The sequence below is a fragment of the Streptomyces sp. B3I8 genome, assembly GCF_030816915.1.
Lineage (GTDB): Bacteria > Actinomycetota > Actinomycetes > Streptomycetales > Streptomycetaceae > Streptomyces.
Window position 1 is genome coordinate 5,052,109 of sequence record NZ_JAUSYN010000002.1, and the last position, 16,190, is coordinate 5,068,298.

Here is a 16,190-nt window from a genome sequence, read left to right on the forward strand (position 1 = left end):
AGCGGCGGAACCGGTCAATCCGGAACAGACCGAGATCCCTTACAGGAGCCTTGACACCATGACGACGGAACCCAGCGAGCTCGACGACTCCTTCCACGTCTTCGACACCACGCTGCGCGACGGCGCGCAGCGCGAGGGCATCAACCTCACCGTCGCGGACAAGCTGGCCATCGCACGGCACCTGGACGACTTCGGCGTGGGCTTCATCGAGGGCGGCTGGCCCGGCGCCAACCCCCGCGACACCGAGTTCTTCGCCCGCGCCCGGCAGGAGATCGACTTCCGGCACGCCCGGCTCGTCGCCTTCGGCGCCACCCGCCGCGCCGGCGCCAAAGCCTCCGAGGACCCCCAGGTCAAGGCGCTGCTGGACTCCGGCGCCGACGTCATCACCCTGGTCGCCAAGTCCCACGACCGGCACGTCGAACTCGCCCTGCGCACCACCCTGGACGAGAACCTCGCCATGGTGAGCGACACCGTCTCCTTCCTCCGCTCCGAGGGCCGGCGCGTCTTCGTCGACTGCGAGCACTTCTTCGACGGCTACCGCGCCGACCCCGAGTACGCCAAGGCCGTCGTACGGGCCGCCGCCGAGGCCGGTGCCGATGTCGTCGTCCTGTGCGACACCAACGGCGGCATGCTCCCGGCCCAGATCCAGGCCGTGGTCGCCACCGTCCTCGCCGACACCGGGGCCCGCCTCGGCATCCACGCCCAGGACGACACCGGGTGCGCGGTCGCCAACACCCTCGCCGCCGTCGACGCGGGCGCCACCCACGTCCAGTGCACGGCCAACGGCTACGGCGAGCGCGTCGGCAACGCCAACCTGTTCCCCGTCGTCGCCGCGCTGGAGCTGAAGTACGGCAAGAAGGTCCTGCCCGACGGCAAGCTCCGCGAGACCACCCGCATCTCCCACGCCATCGCCGAGGTCGTCAACCTCACGCCCTCCACCCACCAGCCCTACGTCGGTGTCTCCGCCTTCGCCCACAAGGCCGGACTGCACGCCTCCGCGATCAAGGTCGACCCCGACCTGTACCAGCACATCGACCCCGAACAGGTCGGCAACACCATGCGGATGCTGGTCTCCGACATGGCCGGCCGCGCCTCGATCGAGCTCAAGGGCAAGGAACTCGGCATCGACCTCGGCGGCGACCGCGCGCTCGTCGGCCGCGTCGTCGAGCGGGTCAAGGAGCGCGAGCTCAAGGGGTACACGTACGAGGCCGCCGACGCCTCCTTCGAACTGCTGCTGCGCGAGGAGGTGGCCGGCAAGCCGCTGCGGTACTTCCGCACGGAATCCTGGCGGGCCATCGTCGAGGACCGCCCCGACGGCACCCACGCCAACGAGGCCACGGTCAAGCTCTGGGCCAAGAGCGAGCGCATCGTCGCCACGGCGGAGGGCAACGGCCCGGTCAACGCGCTCGACCGGGCGCTGCGGGTGGCCCTGGAACGGTTCTACCCCCAGCTCGCCGCGCTGGAGCTGGTCGACTACAAGGTCCGCATCCTGGAAGGCAAGCACGGCACGAGCTCCACGACCCGCGTGCTGATCTCCACGTCGGACGGCGTGGGGGAGTGGTCCACGGTGGGCGTCGCGGAGAACGTCATCGCCGCGTCCTGGCAGGCCCTGGAGGACGCGTACACGTACGGCCTGCTGCGGGCGGGGGTCACCCCGGCGGAGTAGGGGGTGCCCCCTTTGGGCAGGCGCGGAAGAGCCCGGGTGCCTGAGCTCGTACGGCGACTGCGGGTGAGTGGTGCCCGCTCGCGCAGTTCCCCGCGCCCCTGGACCGGGGCTGCGCCCGGTCCTCAGGGGCGCGGGGAACTGCGTGACAAGCCACAACGCACCCCGCACCCCGCGCACACATCCCACCCCCGAGCTCCCGGGCGCCCCCACTCCCGTCCGCCCCGGGGTCCGAGGGGCGGAGCCCCTTGAAGGGACGGGAAGGGCAGGGGCGGCGGGGGCGGGAAAACAGCCCGGAGGAATCCCGGCCCCCGAGGGCCCTAGGGTCTTTCGTTCGGATCAGGCCGGCTGGGAGGCGCGTGCCGGACCCCGCGACGCCGGAATGATCCGAACGAGAGGCCCTAGCTCCGCAGCCCCCACTTCTGGTTGGCCGCCCCCGTGCAGGTCCAGATCTGCGCCCGCGCCCCGTTCGCCGACGAGTTGTCCGTCACGTCGAGACACTTGTCCGCCGCCACGTTCACCACATCACCCGTCGCCGCGTTGTACGACCACACCTGCGCCCCCGTCCCGTTGCACCCGTACAACTGCGTCCTCGCCCCGTCCCCCGTACCGCCGGAGGCCACGTCCAGACACTTCCCCAGCGCCCGCACGGTCCCGTCCGCCGCCACCGTCCACCGCTGCGCCGCCGACCCGTTGCAGTCGTAGAGCTGCACCGCCGTCCCGTCGGCGGACGAACCACCCGCCACGTCCAGGCACTTGCCCGCGAGCCCCACGAACGCCCCCGACAGATCCCCGCCGCCGGCCTGCGTCCCGGACCACGTGAACGTCGCCGACGTCCGCCCCGGCAGCGAGTAAGTGGCGTGCTGCGCACCCCAGTCGATTGTCACCGTCTTCGCGCCCGCGCCCTCGTTGTAGGCGATCAGTGCCTTCGACCCGTCCGGGTTGCGCCACGCCACGTTCGGCACGGCGGACGACGCCGTCGAGGCGATCCGCTGGGCGCCCGGACGCACGAACTTCGTCAGGTGCCCCATGTCGTAGTACTCGACCGTGTAGTCGACCTGCCCCGAGCGGCCGTCGCCGTCGTGCACGGTGATCAGCCCCGTGCAGGTCCCGCACCCCCCGTTGTGCGGCCCCATGTTCTGATCGACCGCCAGCGACCACTTGGTCACCGACTTCGCCCAGTTCCGGGTGTAGTCCACGATGTTGTGCATGTCCTCGCGCTGCTGGTCGGCGATCCAGGTGCCGCCGGAGTGCTCGGTGCCGAAGGCGTCCAGAGCGGGGTACTGGTTGTGCACGGACGTCTGCTTGCCGACGTCCCCGCCGTACCCGTGCCAGGCGATCCCGCCGAAGTTGGGGTGGGAGCGGACCGCCGCGTCGTCCACCGTCCGGGCGGCGTACCCGTCGTACACGTCCCAGTTCCAGTCGTGCGCCAGCACCTTCGTCGACAGGTTCGCGGCCGCCAGCTTCGGCAGCAGTTCGTTCTTGGTGAAGTACGCGAGCCCGGAGGCGTTCCAGCTCATCGACGGGTAACCGGAGCAGCACGTCGGCTCGTTCTGCGCCGTCACGTACTTCACCGGCACGCCCTGGCCCTGGTACGCCTGGAGGTACTTCACGAAGTACGAGGCATAGGCCCCGTAGTCCTCCGCCTTCAGCCAGCCCCCGTTGAGCTGACCGCTGTCCTTCATCCAGGCGGGCGCGGTCCACGGCGAGGCCATCACCGTGAGCGCGGGGTTGAGCTGCAGCGCCTGCCGGGTCAGCGGCACCACGTCGGCGAGGTCGTGCGCGAGCGAGAACTCGGACAGGTCCGGGTCGCTCTGCCCGGCCGGCACGTCGTCGTACGTGTAACCGAACCGTGCCAGGTCCGAGGCGCCCATCGGATTGCGCAGGAACGACAGCCCGATGCCGTCCGTCGGCGAGAACAGCTTCCGCATGGTCGCGTCCCGGGTGGACTGGCTCAGCGCCCCGGAGCTGTTCATCAGCCAGGCCGCGGTGTCCGTGAAGGAGGCGCCGCCGCCGGTGAAGGTCTGGTAGCGGGTGTTCTCGTCGACGGTGATGTTCTCCCCACCACCACCGGTCCCGGACTGGAAGGCGAACGGCGTCTGCGGTTCCAGGCCCCGTACGACATGCCGTCCGCCGGCGTCGTCCGTCGTGGTCAGCCAGGCCGTCACCGACTCGCCCGCCGCGTGCGCGGGCGGGGCCCCGGCGGTCAGCGAGGCGGTGGTCAGCCCGGCGGTGGTGAGCAGCCCGGCAAGGAGCAGCCGGACCGCGGGCAGGGGTCTCCTCATGGTGCGCCGCCCTTCTGGGGAGTGGGGGGAAGGCGTGCGAGCCGTGAGTAAATGACGGCGGGAGCCCCGCGTCAAGGGGTCCCGCGTTCATCACCTGAAGCCGGAACACCTGTGTCGCGCCCATGCCCTGACTGTGCACCAGTTCCGACCGGCCGTCTTGACGCTCTCCCGGGACCCCAGTTGACTCACGCCCTGACTTAAGTCCTGAGAGCACACGAGGGGCCAGGGACTCAGGGGAGGACCCCGGAGCCGAAGGACCCTTACGAGAGCCAAGGGGAAGGTCCATTGCGAAGAACCGCCCTGCTCGTCTCCGCGACCCTGCTCACCTCCCTCCTCCCGCTCGCCGCCGCCCACGCGGCCGCCGGCGCCGGTGATCCCGTCCCCGCTCCCGTCCCCGTCGACCGCTTCGAGGGCGAGGTCCCCTTCGCCGCCCAGCCGGCCGAGGGGATCTTCACCTGGGGCGGCGACAACGACGACCCGCCCACGCTGGCCCTGACCGCCCGCGCCGACGCCCCCGAGGGCGACAAGGTCCTCACCGGCAGCTACGACATCTCCGGCTACGGCGGCTTCACCCACGACTTCGCCGCCGACCGCCCGGCCCACGACTGGTCCGCCCACCAGGGCGTCCGCCTGTGGTGGGACGGCCGGAACACCGGCAAGAAGATCCCTTTCGAGATCAAGGACGGCGGCGCGAACGGCGAGGCCTCCGAACTCTGGACGACCTCCTTCACCGACGACTTCACCGGCTGGAAACAGATCGAGCTGCCCTTCACCGGCTTCACCTATCGAACGGACTACCAGCCCGTCGGCGGCATCGACCAGGTCCTGGGCCTCACCCAGATGTGGGGCTACGCCCTCACCCTCCCCGTCGGGGTCACGGGCGACTTCGCCATGGACGACGTCGAGCTGTACGGGAAGGCCGACCAGTCGCGGCGCGCCTCCGTCACCACCGACGCCGCCGTGTACCCGGTGCGGGAGGGCCGCACGGCCGACGTCGAGGTCACTGTCGCCACCACCGGCGCCGCACCCCTCGACGAGCCCGTGACCGTCACGTACACCACGGACCCGTCCGGCACCGCGACGGCCGGCAAGGACTACGCCCCTGCCACCGGAGAGCTCACCTTCCCGGCCGGCACCGCCTCCGGCACCACGCGCACCGTCCACGTCCGCACCCTGAAGGACCGCTCCGCCGAATCCGCGGAAACGATCCCGCTCAAGCTGACGGTGACCGGCGCCAGGGCTCCCGCGGAGGCCCCGCAGGTGGTGGTGGACGCTCACGGTCTCCCGTATCTCGACACCCACCTGCCGATCAGGAAGCGCGTGGCGGACCTCGTCTCCCGCATGTCCCCGGCGGAGAAGGCCGGCCAGATGACCCAGGCCGAGCGCGGCGCGATGACCGCCCCCGGCGACATCGCCACCTACGCCCTCGGCTCCCTGCTCTCCGGCGGCGGCTCCACCCCCACGCCCAACACCCCCGGGGCGTGGGCGAGGATGATCGACGGCTTCCAACTCCGCGCGCAGGCCACCCGGTTCCAGATCCCGCTGATCTACGGCGTCGACGCGGTCCACGGCCACAACAACCTGGCCGGCGCGACGATCATGCCGCACAACATCGGCCTCGGCGCCACCCGCGACCCCGCCCTCGCGGGGCGGACCGGCGAGGTGACGGCCGCGGAGGTGCGCGCCACCGGTGTGCCGTGGGACTTCGCCCCCTGCCTCTGCGTCAGTCGTGACGAACGCTGGGGCCGCGCCTACGAGTCCTTCGGCGAGGACCCCGCCCTGGTGAAGTCCATGGAGACGGTGATCCAGGGCCTCCAGGGCCGCGCCGACGGCCGTGACCTCGACCGCGACGACAAGGTGCTGGCCACCGCCAAGCACTTCGCCGCCGACGGCGGCACCGCCTACGGCTCCTCCACCACCGGCACGTACACCATCGACCAGGGCGTCACCACGGTCACCCGGTCCGAACTGGAGGCGGTCCACCTCTCCCCGTTCAAGACGGCCGTCGACCGCGGCATCGGCACGGTCATGCCGTCGTTCTCCTCGCTCGACATCGTCGGCGACGGCCGGGGTCCGGTGAAGATGCACGCCCGCGCCGACATGATCACCGGCGTACTCAAACACCGGATGGGCTTCGACGGCTTCGTCATCAGCGACTGGAACGGCATCGACCAGCTCCCCGGCGACAACGCGGCCCACGTCCGCACCTCCGTCAACGCGGGCCTGGACATGGCGATGGTCCCGTACACGTACAAGGAGTTCGCCGGCACGCTGACCGACGAGGTGAAGGCCGGTCGCGTCACCCAGGCCCGCATCGACGACGCCGTGTCCCGCATCCTCACCCAGAAGTTCAGACTGGGCCTCTTCGAACACCCCTACGCCGACACGAGCGGCGCCTCCCGCATCGGCTCCGCCGCGCACCGCGCGGTGGCCCGGCAGGCCGCGGCGGAGTCCCAGGTGCTGCTGAAGAACGCGCACGGCGTCCTGCCGCTCTCCCGCCACCAGAAGGTCTACGTGGCCGGCTCCAACGCCGACGACCTCGGCAACCAGACGGGAGGCTGGACCCTCACCTGGCAGGGCTCCTCCGGCGACATCACCCGGGGCACCACGATCCTCCAGGGCATGCGGAACGCCGGCGGGCACGTCACGTACTCCAAGGACGCGTCGGCGCCGACGTCCGGCTACGACGTCGGCGTGGTCGTCGTCGGCGAGACCCCGTACGCCGAGGGCGTGGGCGACGTCGGCAACGGCAACGACCTGGAACTGACGGCGGCCGACAAGGCGGCGGTGCACACGGTCTGCGCGGCGATGAAGTGCGTCGTCCTGGTCGTCTCCGGACGCCCCCAGCTCGTCGGGGACCTCCTCGGCGAGACCGACGCGCTGGTCGCCTCCTGGCTGCCGGGAACCGAGGGCGACGGGGTTGCCGACGTCCTCTACGGACGCCGGCCGTTCACCGGGCAACTGCCCGTGACCTGGCCGAAGTCCGAGTCCCAGCTCCCGATCAACGTCGGCGACGCGTCGTACGCTCCGCAGTTCCCGTTCGGATGGGGGCTGACCACGCGCACGCATGTGCCGAAGGGTGGCCTCGGCACGTTGCGGGCGCTGTCCGCCACTGCGAGGGCGGCCGACCGGTGGGGAGCCGACCGGCAGGGCCGCGAGGCGGTCACCGAGGCCCGCCTCCTCGTGCAGCAGCGGATCGGATCCGCGCTGACCGAGGCGACGGCGAAGCCGTTCGCCGAGGCGGATCGCGCGCTGCTGAGCGGGCGGTACGGGGAGGCGGTGAGCGCGCTCACCGCGGCGTACGGGGCCGCGGGCCGCTAGCCCCTGCCTGGGCAGGGGCAGCGGGGGTTTTTCGCCCCCGCCGCCCCTGCCCTTCCCATCCCCGGGGACTCCGCCCCTTCGACCCCGTAGGGACGACGGGACCGGTCCACGGGCGAGTACGGGCCCGTCGTGGCTCGTCGCGCGGTTCCCCGCGCCCCTGAAAAGCCGTTCCCCTGCCGGGGCACTCAGCGGCAGTCGCCGTACGACGGGAGCGGGCCGTGGGGGTCCGTCGCAGTCCGTCGCGCAGCTCTGCCCAGCAGACACCCACCGCTCCCGGGATACGGCAGTACGCCCGGCGGCGACGGACTCGACGCACCCCCACGGCCCCGACCCACCACGCACCCGTAGGCGCACGCTCAGAAGTCCCCGCCGCCCCCGCCGAAGTCACCGCCACCGCCGCCCCCGCCGAAGCCGCCGCCCCCACCGAAGCCGCCGCCGAAGTCGCCCGGGTCGAAGTCGGAGCCGGAGACGTCGCCGCCCTCGTAGCCACCGCCGAAGCCGCCGTCGCCGTAGCCGGCGCCCCCGTAGCCGTAGCCGCCGCCGTAGTACGCCCCGTAGCCCGGACCCGACATCAGGCCGCCGAGCATCGTGCCGACCAGCAGCCCCGGCAGCAGACCGCCGCCGAAGTAGCCGCCCGCCCACGGCCCGTACGCCGGACCCGCGTCCCAGTACGGTCGGCGGCCCCAGTCCGTCTCCACCTCCCGCACCATCGGCTCGCGCCCGTCCGCCAGTCGCGCACGGTCCGCCGCGCACACCGGCACGCGGCGCGGAGCGCCCCCCGCCGGCACCCACTCCACGTCCTCCACCGAGGGCCCGTGCCGGGGGTCGAAGAAGCACGGTGGCCGGCGCTCCGGCAGCGGCCGCCCCTCCCGCCGCGCGGCCAGCCGTGCGAGCGAGAACCGACCGCCCTCCAGCGACTCGGTCACCCCGCGCACGTCCTCCGGGCGCCGTGCGCCCGCCATCGTGGACTTCGCCTGCTCGTATGCGTCCAGGGCGCGCCCGTAGTCGGCGCGCATCGCGTCGTCCGCGCCCGGTTCACCCGGTCGGAAGTCCAGCCGGTCGAGTTCCTCGCCGAACGCGGTGATGTCCTCGTCGACGACCACCCGCAGCCGTTCCAGCGCGGCCCGCTGCTCGTTCTCCCGCCGGCGCCGCTTGCGGCGGGTGAGTGCGTAGGCGCCCGCGCCCGCGAGGACGACCACCGCGCCGACGGTGATCAGCGCGGTCGAGGACGCGTCGCCGCCGCTTCCCCCACCGCCCCAGCTGGACGGGGCGTGGCCGCCGGCGTTTGCCAGGGCGCGGTCCGTGAAGTCGGTGAGCTGGGCCCGCGCGTCCTCGCCCCGCACGCTGCCCACCAGGTTGCGCACGGCGGTCCGGGGCAGCACGGAGGAGTCGGCGCGGGCGTCGAAACGGTCGCCGAGCCGGACGCCGTACAGGCCGGTGATGCCGGTCGCCGTGCGCAGGTCGGTGAACAGGTTCTGCGTGGGGAAGCCGGCGGGCAGCACGGCGACGAAGACGGGCTTGTCCGCGTCCTCGATCCGGTTCGCGAGGTCGCGGGCGGCCGACGCGGAGAGCTGGTCGGAGGCGGCGGGGTCCACGTAGACGGGGCTCCTGCGGAGAGCGGCGGCCACGGTGGAGACGTCGGAGGTGCCGGGGGTGCCGGAGGCGGCGTGGGCGTGGGGCGCCGGCGTGGCGGTGAACAGCACCGTCAGCGCGGCCGCCAGGAGGGCGACCAGCCAGGCGCGGAGGCCGCGGGTCGGTGCGGAGGTCATGGGTCCGGAGTACCCGGAACGACGCGAAAGGTACGCGCGGTTTCCGGTGGTGCGGGGCCGGCGGGGATTCTGAGCGTGCGCGGGGGGTGCGTCGAGTCCGTCGCCGCGGGGTGTCTCGGGCTGAGCGTGCGCCTACGGGTGTGGGGTGGGGTCGGGGCCGTGGGGGTGCGTGGAGTCCGTCGCCGCCGGGCGTACTGCCGTATCCCGGGAGTGGTGGGTGTCTGCTGGGCAGAGCTGCGCGACGGACTGCGACGGACCCCCACGGCCCGCTCCCGTCGTACGGCGACTGCCGCTGAGTGCCCCGGCAGGGGAGTGGATTTTCAGGGGCGCGGGGAACCCGGCAGGGGCGGAGCCCCCGGGGATGGGAAGGGCAGGGGCCGCGGGGGCGAGGAAAAAGGGCCGGGGCCCGGACGCCCGCCCTCCCCGGAACAGGGTGCGGAGGGCGGGCGTCAAGGAGAGAGAGGGGGGCGCAAGCGCCCCCGGCTCACGCCTGCTTGATCGCCGAGATGTCGAACACCAGCTTGATCTTGTCCGACACCAGCACGCCGCCCGTCTCCAGCGCCGCGTTCCACGTCAGCCCCCACTCCGACCGCAGAATCTCCGCCTTGCCCTCGAAGCCGACCCGCTCGTTGCCGAACGGGTCCTTCGCGGCCCCGTTGAACTCGAGGTCGATCGTGAGCGGCCGCGTCGTGCCGAGGATGGTCAGGTCACCGGTGATCCGGTAGTCGTCCCCGCCGAGGGCCTCCGCCGCGGTGGAGCGGAACGTCATCGTCGGGAACTCCTCCGTCTTGAAGAAGTCCGCGCTCTTGAGGTGCCCGTCCCGGTCGGCGGACCCGGTGTCGATGCTGTCCATCTTCGCGTCGATCGTGGCCGTCGAGCGCGACGGGTCGCTGCCGTCGAGGTGCAGCGTGCCGTCGAAGTCCTTGAAGCTGCCCTTGACGTTGGTGACCATCGCGTGCCGCGCCGTGAAGCCGATCGTCGAGTGGGCGGGGTCGATGACGTAGTCGCCGGTCAGTGCCGCCAGGTCCGGGCTCACCGCGGTGGCACCCGCGGCGGAGGCGGTCTCGTCGTTGCTGCGGCCGAAGATACCCATGGCGCACTCCTTTGATCGAGGGTAGGTGATTGAAAGTTGAACTAACTACCTTTTCACCGTAGCGCCATTCTGTTCAAAGTTCAACATCATCGGCATCGTTTCGGCCAAGTCGCCGAGAACTCCGCACGAGCGCGTGTGCCGTGCGGTCCGTGCCTCCGGTCGGACGCCGGCCGTCACTCCGGTGCGGGCATGCGCGGGCACCGATTGTGAGCGCGGTCTCCCCGCGTCCCTTTGTGCGCCCCCTACAACGCACGCCCCCTCTGAACAGTCGAAACGGTTGCATCCCGGCAGGGTTCTGTTCAGTGGCACCAGGAAAACGCCCCGGAGACTGTACGGAGTCGACGGCTCGCATTAGCCGGTCGGCTTCGTAAGGTCACTACATGACCGTTTTGGAAGAGACGACGGGCGAACCCACCGGCGAACCTGCGGATGCCCGCGGCCGGGTCGCCGAGCTGCACGAGATCCGTGCGCAGGCGCTGGCGGGCCCCAGCGAGAAGGCGACCGAGGCGCAGCACGCCAAGGGCAAGCTGACCGCTCGGGAGCGCATCGAGCTGCTGGTGGACCCCGGTTCCTTCCAGGAGGTCGAGCAGCTGCGCAGGCACCGGGCCACCGGGTTCGGCCTGGAGGCCAAGAAGCCGTACACCGACGGTGTCATCACCGGCTGGGGCACGGTGGAGGGCCGCACGGTCTTCGTGTACGCCCACGACTTCCGCATCTTCGGCGGCGCGCTGGGCGAGGCCCACGCCACGAAGATCCACAAGATCATGGACATGGCCATCGCGGCCGGTGCCCCGCTGGTCTCCCTCAACGACGGCGCCGGCGCCCGCATCCAGGAGGGTGTCAGCGCGCTCGCCGGCTACGGCGGCATCTTCCAGCGCAACACCAAGGCGTCCGGCGTCATCCCGCAGATCAGTGTGATGCTCGGCCCCTGCGCGGGCGGCGCGGCCTACAGCCCGGCGCTCACGGACTTCGTGTTCATGGTCCGCGACACCTCGCAGATGTTCATCACCGGCCCGGACGTGGTCAAGGCGGTGACCGGTGAGGAGATCACCCAGAACGGCCTGGGCGGCGCCGACGTGCACGCCGAGACCTCCGGCGTCTGCCACTTCGCCTACGACGACGAGGAGACGTGTATCGCCGAGGTGCGCTACCTCCTCTCGCTGCTCCCGCAGAACAACCGGGAGCACCCGCCGCGCGCCGAGTGCTCCGACCCCGCCGACCGCCGCTCCGAGGTCCTGCTCGACCTGGTCCCGGCGGACGGCAACCGGCCGTACGACATGACCAAGGTCATCGAGGAGATCGTCGACGACGGCGAGTACCTGGAGGTCCACGAGCGCTGGGCGCGGAACATCATCTGCGCACTGGCCCGGCTCGACGGCCAGGTCGTCGGCATCGTCGCCAACCAGCCGCAGGTGCTGGCGGGCGTGCTCGACATCGAGGCGAGCGAAAAAGCCGCCCGCTTCGTGCAGATGTGTGATGCTTTCAACGTCCCGATCATGACCCTCCTGGACGTCCCCGGCTTCCTGCCCGGCGTCGACCAGGAACACGGCGGCATCATCCGGCACGGGGCGAAGCTGCTGTACGCCTACTGCAACGCCACCGTGCCGCGGATCTCCCTGATCCTGCGCAAGGCGTACGGAGGCGCGTACATCGTCATGGACAGCCAGTCCATCGGCGCGGACCTCACGTACGCGTGGCCGACCAACGAGATCGCGGTGATGGGCGCCGAGGGCGCCGCCAACGTCATCTTCCGCCGGCAGATCGCCGGCGCGGAGGACCCCGACGCCATGCGGGCCCGCATGGTGAAGGAGTACAAGTCCGAACTGATGCACCCGTACTACGCGGCCGAGCGCGGTCTGGTCGACGACGTCATCGACCCCTCCGAGACCCGCGAGGTACTCATCAAGTCCCTGGCGATGCTGGCGACCAAGCACGCCGATCTGCCGTCCCGCAAGCACGGCAACCCGCCGCAGTAACCCTGCGGACACCTTCCTCACGGAGACTGACACCCATGAACGTTCCTGACATCCGCGTCGAGAAGGGGCACGCCGGGCCCGAGGAAGTCGCGGCGATCACGGCGGTGCTGCTGGCCCGGGCGGCTGCCCGGCAGGAGGCTCCGGCACCCGGTCACCGCGGCCGCCCCCGGGCCGGCTGGCGCCGGCTGGAGCGCGAGAACGGCTTCCGCGCCCCCCACAGCTGGCGCTGAGGTCACAAGACGCGAGAAGGGGGCCCCGCCGCGTGCTGCGGCGGGGCCCCTTCGTCGTACCCGCCCGCGAGTGCGCCTGACCGGAGGGCGCGCGTCAGCCGAGTGCTTGTGTCCGGGGCGCCCCTGCTTCCCGGTCGGCCGCCCATGACGCCAAGAGGGCCAGACCGTCCGCGGCCGGCGTGCCGGCGGGCGCGGTGTAGACGTTCAGGAGCAGGCCGGGCTCGGCGGGCAGGTGCATCGTCTCGACGTCCAGGTCGAGCCGGCCCACTTCCGGATGGTGCAGCCGCTTGCGTCCGGACCGGTGGTGCCGGACGTCCTGGGACGCCCATCGCCGGCGGAACAGTTCACTGTGCGTGGACAGTTCGGTGATCAGGGCGATCAGTTCCTCGTCGTGCGGGTCACGGCCCGCCTCCATGCGCAGCTTCGCGGCCACGTCGTGGGTGAGGTGCTCGTGGTCGACGAAGAACGCCCTCGCCGCCTCGGGACGCAGATACAGGAAGCGCGCGGTGTTCGCCGGGCGTCGCGGGTCGGCCGGCATCGGTGCGTAGAGGGCGCGGGCGAGCCGGTTCGTGGCCAGCACGTCGTAACGGTTGTTGCACACCCACGCCGGCGCCTCGGTGAGGGCGTCGAGCACCTGCTGAAGCGCCGGACGCACGGTCGTCGCGGGGCGTCGGCGGCGTGGATCGCCGGATGTTCCGGACCGCCGTGCGAGGTGGAACAGGTGGGCGCGCTCGGCCTCGTCGAGTTGCAGTGCCGAGGCCAGCGCGTCGAGCACCCCGTCCGAGGCGCCGGTGAGGCTGCCGCGCTCCATGCGCACGTAGTAGTCGACCGACACCCCGGCCAGGAGAGCCACCTCTTCGCGGCGCAGGCCCGTGACCCGGCGGTTGCCGCCGTAGGCGGGCAGTCCGGCCCGCTCGGGCGCGATCCGCGCGCGACGCGAGGTCAGGAACTGCTTGATCTCGGTGCGTGGGTCGGTCGTGGTCATCTCTCCACGATAGGTGTTGCCCGTGGGAGGTGGGAGGCACTGCCAGTACCCCGCGACGCCGGCCGCCCGCGAAGCCTCCCGCCGAGGCTCAGGTGCCTGTCGCGGTCGTGGCGATGCCGCCGTCGACGGGGATGACGGTGCCCGTGAGGTAGGACCCGGCCCGGCCGGCGAGGAAGACGGCGACGCCTGCCATGTCGTCGTCGCGGCCGAGCCGGCGCAGAGGGGCCTTCGCCGCGATCGTGTCGCCGATGGCTTCGAGCGTGGTCGCCATCATCTGCGACGGGAACGGTCCCGGGGCCACCGCGTTCACCGTGATGTGCTGCGGGCCCAGTTCCCTGGCGAGCACTCTGGTGAGCTGATGCAGTCCCGCTTTGCTGCTGGCGTACGAGTAGTTGGGCGCACCGGCGACATGGATGCCTCCGGCGATGCTGCCGATGTTGATGACCCGCGCGGGATCGTCGGCGGTGCCCGCACCGCGCAGTGCCGGGAGCAGCGCCTGCACCAGCCAGAACGGCGACTTGAGGTTGAGGTCGATCACCTGGTCCCACCCCTCGACCGGGAACGTCTCCAGCGGCTCGCGCCACATCGCTCCCGCGTTGTTGACGAGGATGTCCAGCCGTTCCGAGTCGGCCCGGACGAGGCCGGCGAGGCGTCGGCACTCGTCGTGCCTGGACAGGTCGGCGGGGATCGCCCGGACGTCGCCGTACTCGGACAGGTGCCGCTGTGCCTCGGCGCACGCCTCCGCGCCGCGTGAGCTGATGAGGACGCGGGCGCCCGCCTGCAGCAGGCCGCGTGCGATCATCCTCCCGATTCCCCTGGTGCCGCCGGTGACAAGTGCGCACTTGCCGGTCAGATCGAACAGGTCCGCGTGGGGGGTGAGTTGGTTGTCCGCCATGGGTCTTCCGTGCCTTCTGTCGAGGAAGCGTGAACCGGCGGCTCGGTCGCGCGTCCTGAGCAGATGAAGGGGACGACGCGGCGGTGAGCGGCCGGCTCACACAGGCTGACAGGTGGCTCGGAGGGCAGGGAGTTCCTGGTTTTCCGGGTACCGCGAGAGCCCCCCTCGGTCGCGGGGCTTCGCCCCTTCGACCCGGCAGGAGGGCTCGGGCAGGTACGGCAGTGGATTGTGCGGGCGTTGCGGGCGCTGCGGTGGCTCCCGCAGTCGGCGACGCGGCCCCGGGGGCGACCGGGCAGCCGCTCCCGTGACCGCCGCTCGCGGTTACCGCAGGCGCGCCATCAGCGCGTGCTCGACGAGGGTGATGAGTGTCGACTTGGCGTCGGCGCGGTGTCGGGCGTCCGTGGTGATGATGGGGGCGTCGGGGCCGATCTGGAGGGCTTCGCGTACTTCTTCGGGGTTGTAGGGCTGCTGGCCGTCGAAGCCGTTGAGGGCGATGACGAAGGGCAGTCCGGAGTTCTCGAAGTAGTCGACCGCGGGGAAGCAGTCGGCCAGGCGCCGGGTGTCCACGAGCACCACCGCGCCGATGGCGCCGCGCACCAGGTCGTCCCACATGAACCAGAACCGGTCCTGGCCCGGGGTGCCGAACAGGTAGAGGATCAGGTCCTGGTCGAGCGTGATACGTCCGAAGTCCATGGCCACCGTGGTGGTGGTCTTGTCCCCGGTGTGGGTCAGGTCGTCGATCCCCGCCGACGCGGACGTCATGACGGCCTCTGTGCGCAGCGGGTTGATCTCCGAGACGGCGCCGACGAACGTGGTCTTCCCCACGCCGAAACCGCCCGCCACCACGATTTTCGCGGACGTGGTGGAGCGGGAAGGCCCTCCGCTAGAGCTTGCGAAGTCCACTGAGCACCCTTTCGAGCAAAGTCACGTCTGGCTGTCCGCCGGCGCTCTCGTCGCCGCCGGGCTGATGAATGGCGACCAGGCCCGCTTCCGCCAAGTCGGCGACGAGGATCCTGGCCACGCCGAGAGGGATCGTCAGAAGGGCCGAGATCTCGGCGACCGACTTGATCTCACGGCAAAGCTGGCAGATGCGCTGATGCTCGGGCAACTGACCCTGCATCTGGTGCGGCTGCGCGGTGGTGTGCACCAGCGCCTCGATGGCGAGCTGGTAGCGGGGCCTGGTGCGGCCGCCCGTCATGGCGTACGGGCGCACCAGTGGGTTCGACGCCCCCGCGGGCGCCGGCTCGGGGGTGCGTCGCTGCGGCTGCACGGGCTGGATGCGCGGTGCCGAGGGCTGGTCGTACGGCGACGGACCGGGACCCTGCGGCGGGTACGGCGAGCCGTGCCGGGGGGTGGAGGAGAAGTCGTACCGCTGCCCCGAGCCGTCGCCCTGGCCCTGTGGGGGCCCGTACGACCAGCTGTTCGAAGGCGAACCGCCTGGGGGTGTAGTCACGTTCTCTCCTCCTCCGACTGTGCCGGGCACCCGAAACTCGTGGAAGCCGCGTCCCGAAACCTTACGGCGCCGGAACGCCACGACGCACGGTCCGCTGGTCAGTTGAGAAGGCTCCCCTGGAGCTCCGCGCGGAGATCCGGTGTCAGAACCGTACCGGCACGGTCGACCAGAAGGGCCATCTCGTACCCGATGAGACCGATGTCCGCCTCAGGGTGTGCGAGAACCGCGAGGGAGGAGCCGTCGGAGATGGACATGAGGAACAGGAATCCCCGCTCCATCTCCACAACCGTCTGATTCACGCTGCCGCCCTCGAAAATGCGCGAGGCACCCGCGGTCAGCGAAGTCAGCCCCGAGGCGACGGCCGCCAGCTGGTCGGCGCGGTCGCGGGGGAAACCTTCGGACATCGCCAGAAGGAGTCCGTCGGCGGAGACCACCACGGTGTGGGACACCCCCGGGGTGTTGTCCACGAAGTTGGTGATCAACCAGTTCAGGTTCTGTGCCGCCTGGCTCATCGGGCTCA

At 71.4% G+C, this 16,190-nt stretch carries 12 protein-coding genes; 4 read left to right on the forward strand and 8 right to left on the reverse strand.

Going from position 1 to position 16,190, the window contains the following annotated elements:
* Positions 1-58 precede the first annotated feature (58 nt).
* Positions 59-1,666: a citramalate synthase gene (gene cimA, locus QFZ64_RS24700; protein WP_307069237.1), complete on the forward strand. Its 1,608-nt coding sequence runs from the start codon at positions 59-61 to the stop codon at positions 1,664-1,666.
* 398 nt (positions 1,667-2,064) lie between these two features.
* Here the strand turns inward: cimA and QFZ64_RS24705 are convergent, their stop codons facing one another.
* Positions 2,065-3,948 carry a ricin-type beta-trefoil lectin domain protein gene (locus QFZ64_RS24705; protein WP_307069239.1) on the reverse strand — a complete coding sequence of 628 codons (1,884 nt, stop codon included), beginning with the start codon at positions 3,946-3,948 and terminating at the stop codon, positions 2,065-2,067.
* Between the two features lie 285 nt (positions 3,949-4,233).
* On the opposite strand from QFZ64_RS24705, the gene QFZ64_RS24710 reads away from it, so the two are divergent.
* Positions 4,234-7,269: a glycoside hydrolase family 3 N-terminal domain-containing protein gene (locus QFZ64_RS24710; protein ID WP_307069240.1), complete on the forward strand. Its 3,036-nt coding sequence runs from the start codon at positions 4,234-4,236 to the stop codon at positions 7,267-7,269.
* A 356-nt stretch (positions 7,270-7,625) separates the two neighbouring features.
* On the opposite strand, the gene QFZ64_RS24715 is transcribed toward QFZ64_RS24710, so the two are convergent.
* Both QFZ64_RS24715 and QFZ64_RS24720 read right to left on the reverse strand, forming a co-directional pair.
* Complete coding sequence (locus tag QFZ64_RS24715; protein WP_307069242.1) at positions 7,626-9,038, reverse strand: LPXTG cell wall anchor domain-containing protein; 1,413 nt, start codon at positions 9,036-9,038, stop codon at positions 7,626-7,628.
* Positions 9,039-9,522: 484 nt separating this feature from the next.
* The gene (locus QFZ64_RS24720; RefSeq protein ID WP_307069245.1) at positions 9,523-10,131 is read right to left on the reverse strand and encodes a YceI family protein; all 609 of its coding nucleotides are present in this window, start codon (positions 10,129-10,131) and stop codon (positions 9,523-9,525) included.
* Positions 10,132-10,511: 380 nt separating this feature from the next.
* Here QFZ64_RS24720 and QFZ64_RS24725 point away from each other — a divergent pair, with 380 nt between their 5' ends.
* Entirely contained in the window at positions 10,512-12,107 is a 1,596-nt protein-coding gene (locus QFZ64_RS24725) for an acyl-CoA carboxylase subunit beta (RefSeq protein ID WP_307069246.1), read from the forward strand.
* A gap of 35 nt (positions 12,108-12,142) precedes the next feature.
* Positions 12,143-12,337 carry an acyl-CoA carboxylase subunit epsilon gene (locus tag QFZ64_RS24730; RefSeq protein WP_307069247.1) on the forward strand — a complete coding sequence of 65 codons (195 nt, stop codon included), beginning with the start codon at positions 12,143-12,145 and terminating at the stop codon, positions 12,335-12,337.
* A gap of 94 nt (positions 12,338-12,431) precedes the next feature.
* Here QFZ64_RS24730 and QFZ64_RS24735 read toward each other — a convergent pair whose 3' ends face one another.
* The 5 genes from QFZ64_RS24735 to QFZ64_RS24755 all read right to left on the reverse strand — a co-directional run bounded on the left by QFZ64_RS24735 (position 12,432) and on the right by QFZ64_RS24755 (position 16,182).
* A complete protein-coding gene (locus QFZ64_RS24735) occupies positions 12,432-13,322 on the reverse strand; it encodes a helix-turn-helix transcriptional regulator (RefSeq protein ID WP_307069248.1) in 891 nt (296 codons plus the stop codon).
* Positions 13,323-13,410: 88 nt separating this feature from the next.
* On the reverse strand, positions 13,411-14,217 hold the full coding sequence (locus QFZ64_RS24740; protein WP_307069250.1) for an SDR family oxidoreductase: 807 nt from the start codon (positions 14,215-14,217) through the stop codon (positions 13,411-13,413).
* A 321-nt stretch (positions 14,218-14,538) separates the two neighbouring features.
* A complete protein-coding gene (locus QFZ64_RS24745) occupies positions 14,539-15,120 on the reverse strand; it encodes an ATP/GTP-binding protein (RefSeq protein ID WP_040894731.1) in 582 nt (193 codons plus the stop codon).
* Positions 15,101-15,670 carry a DUF742 domain-containing protein gene (locus QFZ64_RS24750; RefSeq protein WP_307069252.1) on the reverse strand — a complete coding sequence of 190 codons (570 nt, stop codon included), beginning with the start codon at positions 15,668-15,670 and terminating at the stop codon, positions 15,101-15,103. The genes QFZ64_RS24745 and QFZ64_RS24750 overlap by 20 nt, the downstream gene beginning before the upstream one ends.
* Before the next feature lie 98 nt (positions 15,671-15,768).
* Positions 15,769-16,182 (reverse strand): roadblock/LC7 domain-containing protein, encoded by a 414-nt coding sequence (locus QFZ64_RS24755; protein WP_030948713.1) that lies wholly within the window; start codon positions 16,180-16,182, stop codon positions 15,769-15,771.
* Positions 16,183-16,190: the final 8 nt, after the last annotated feature.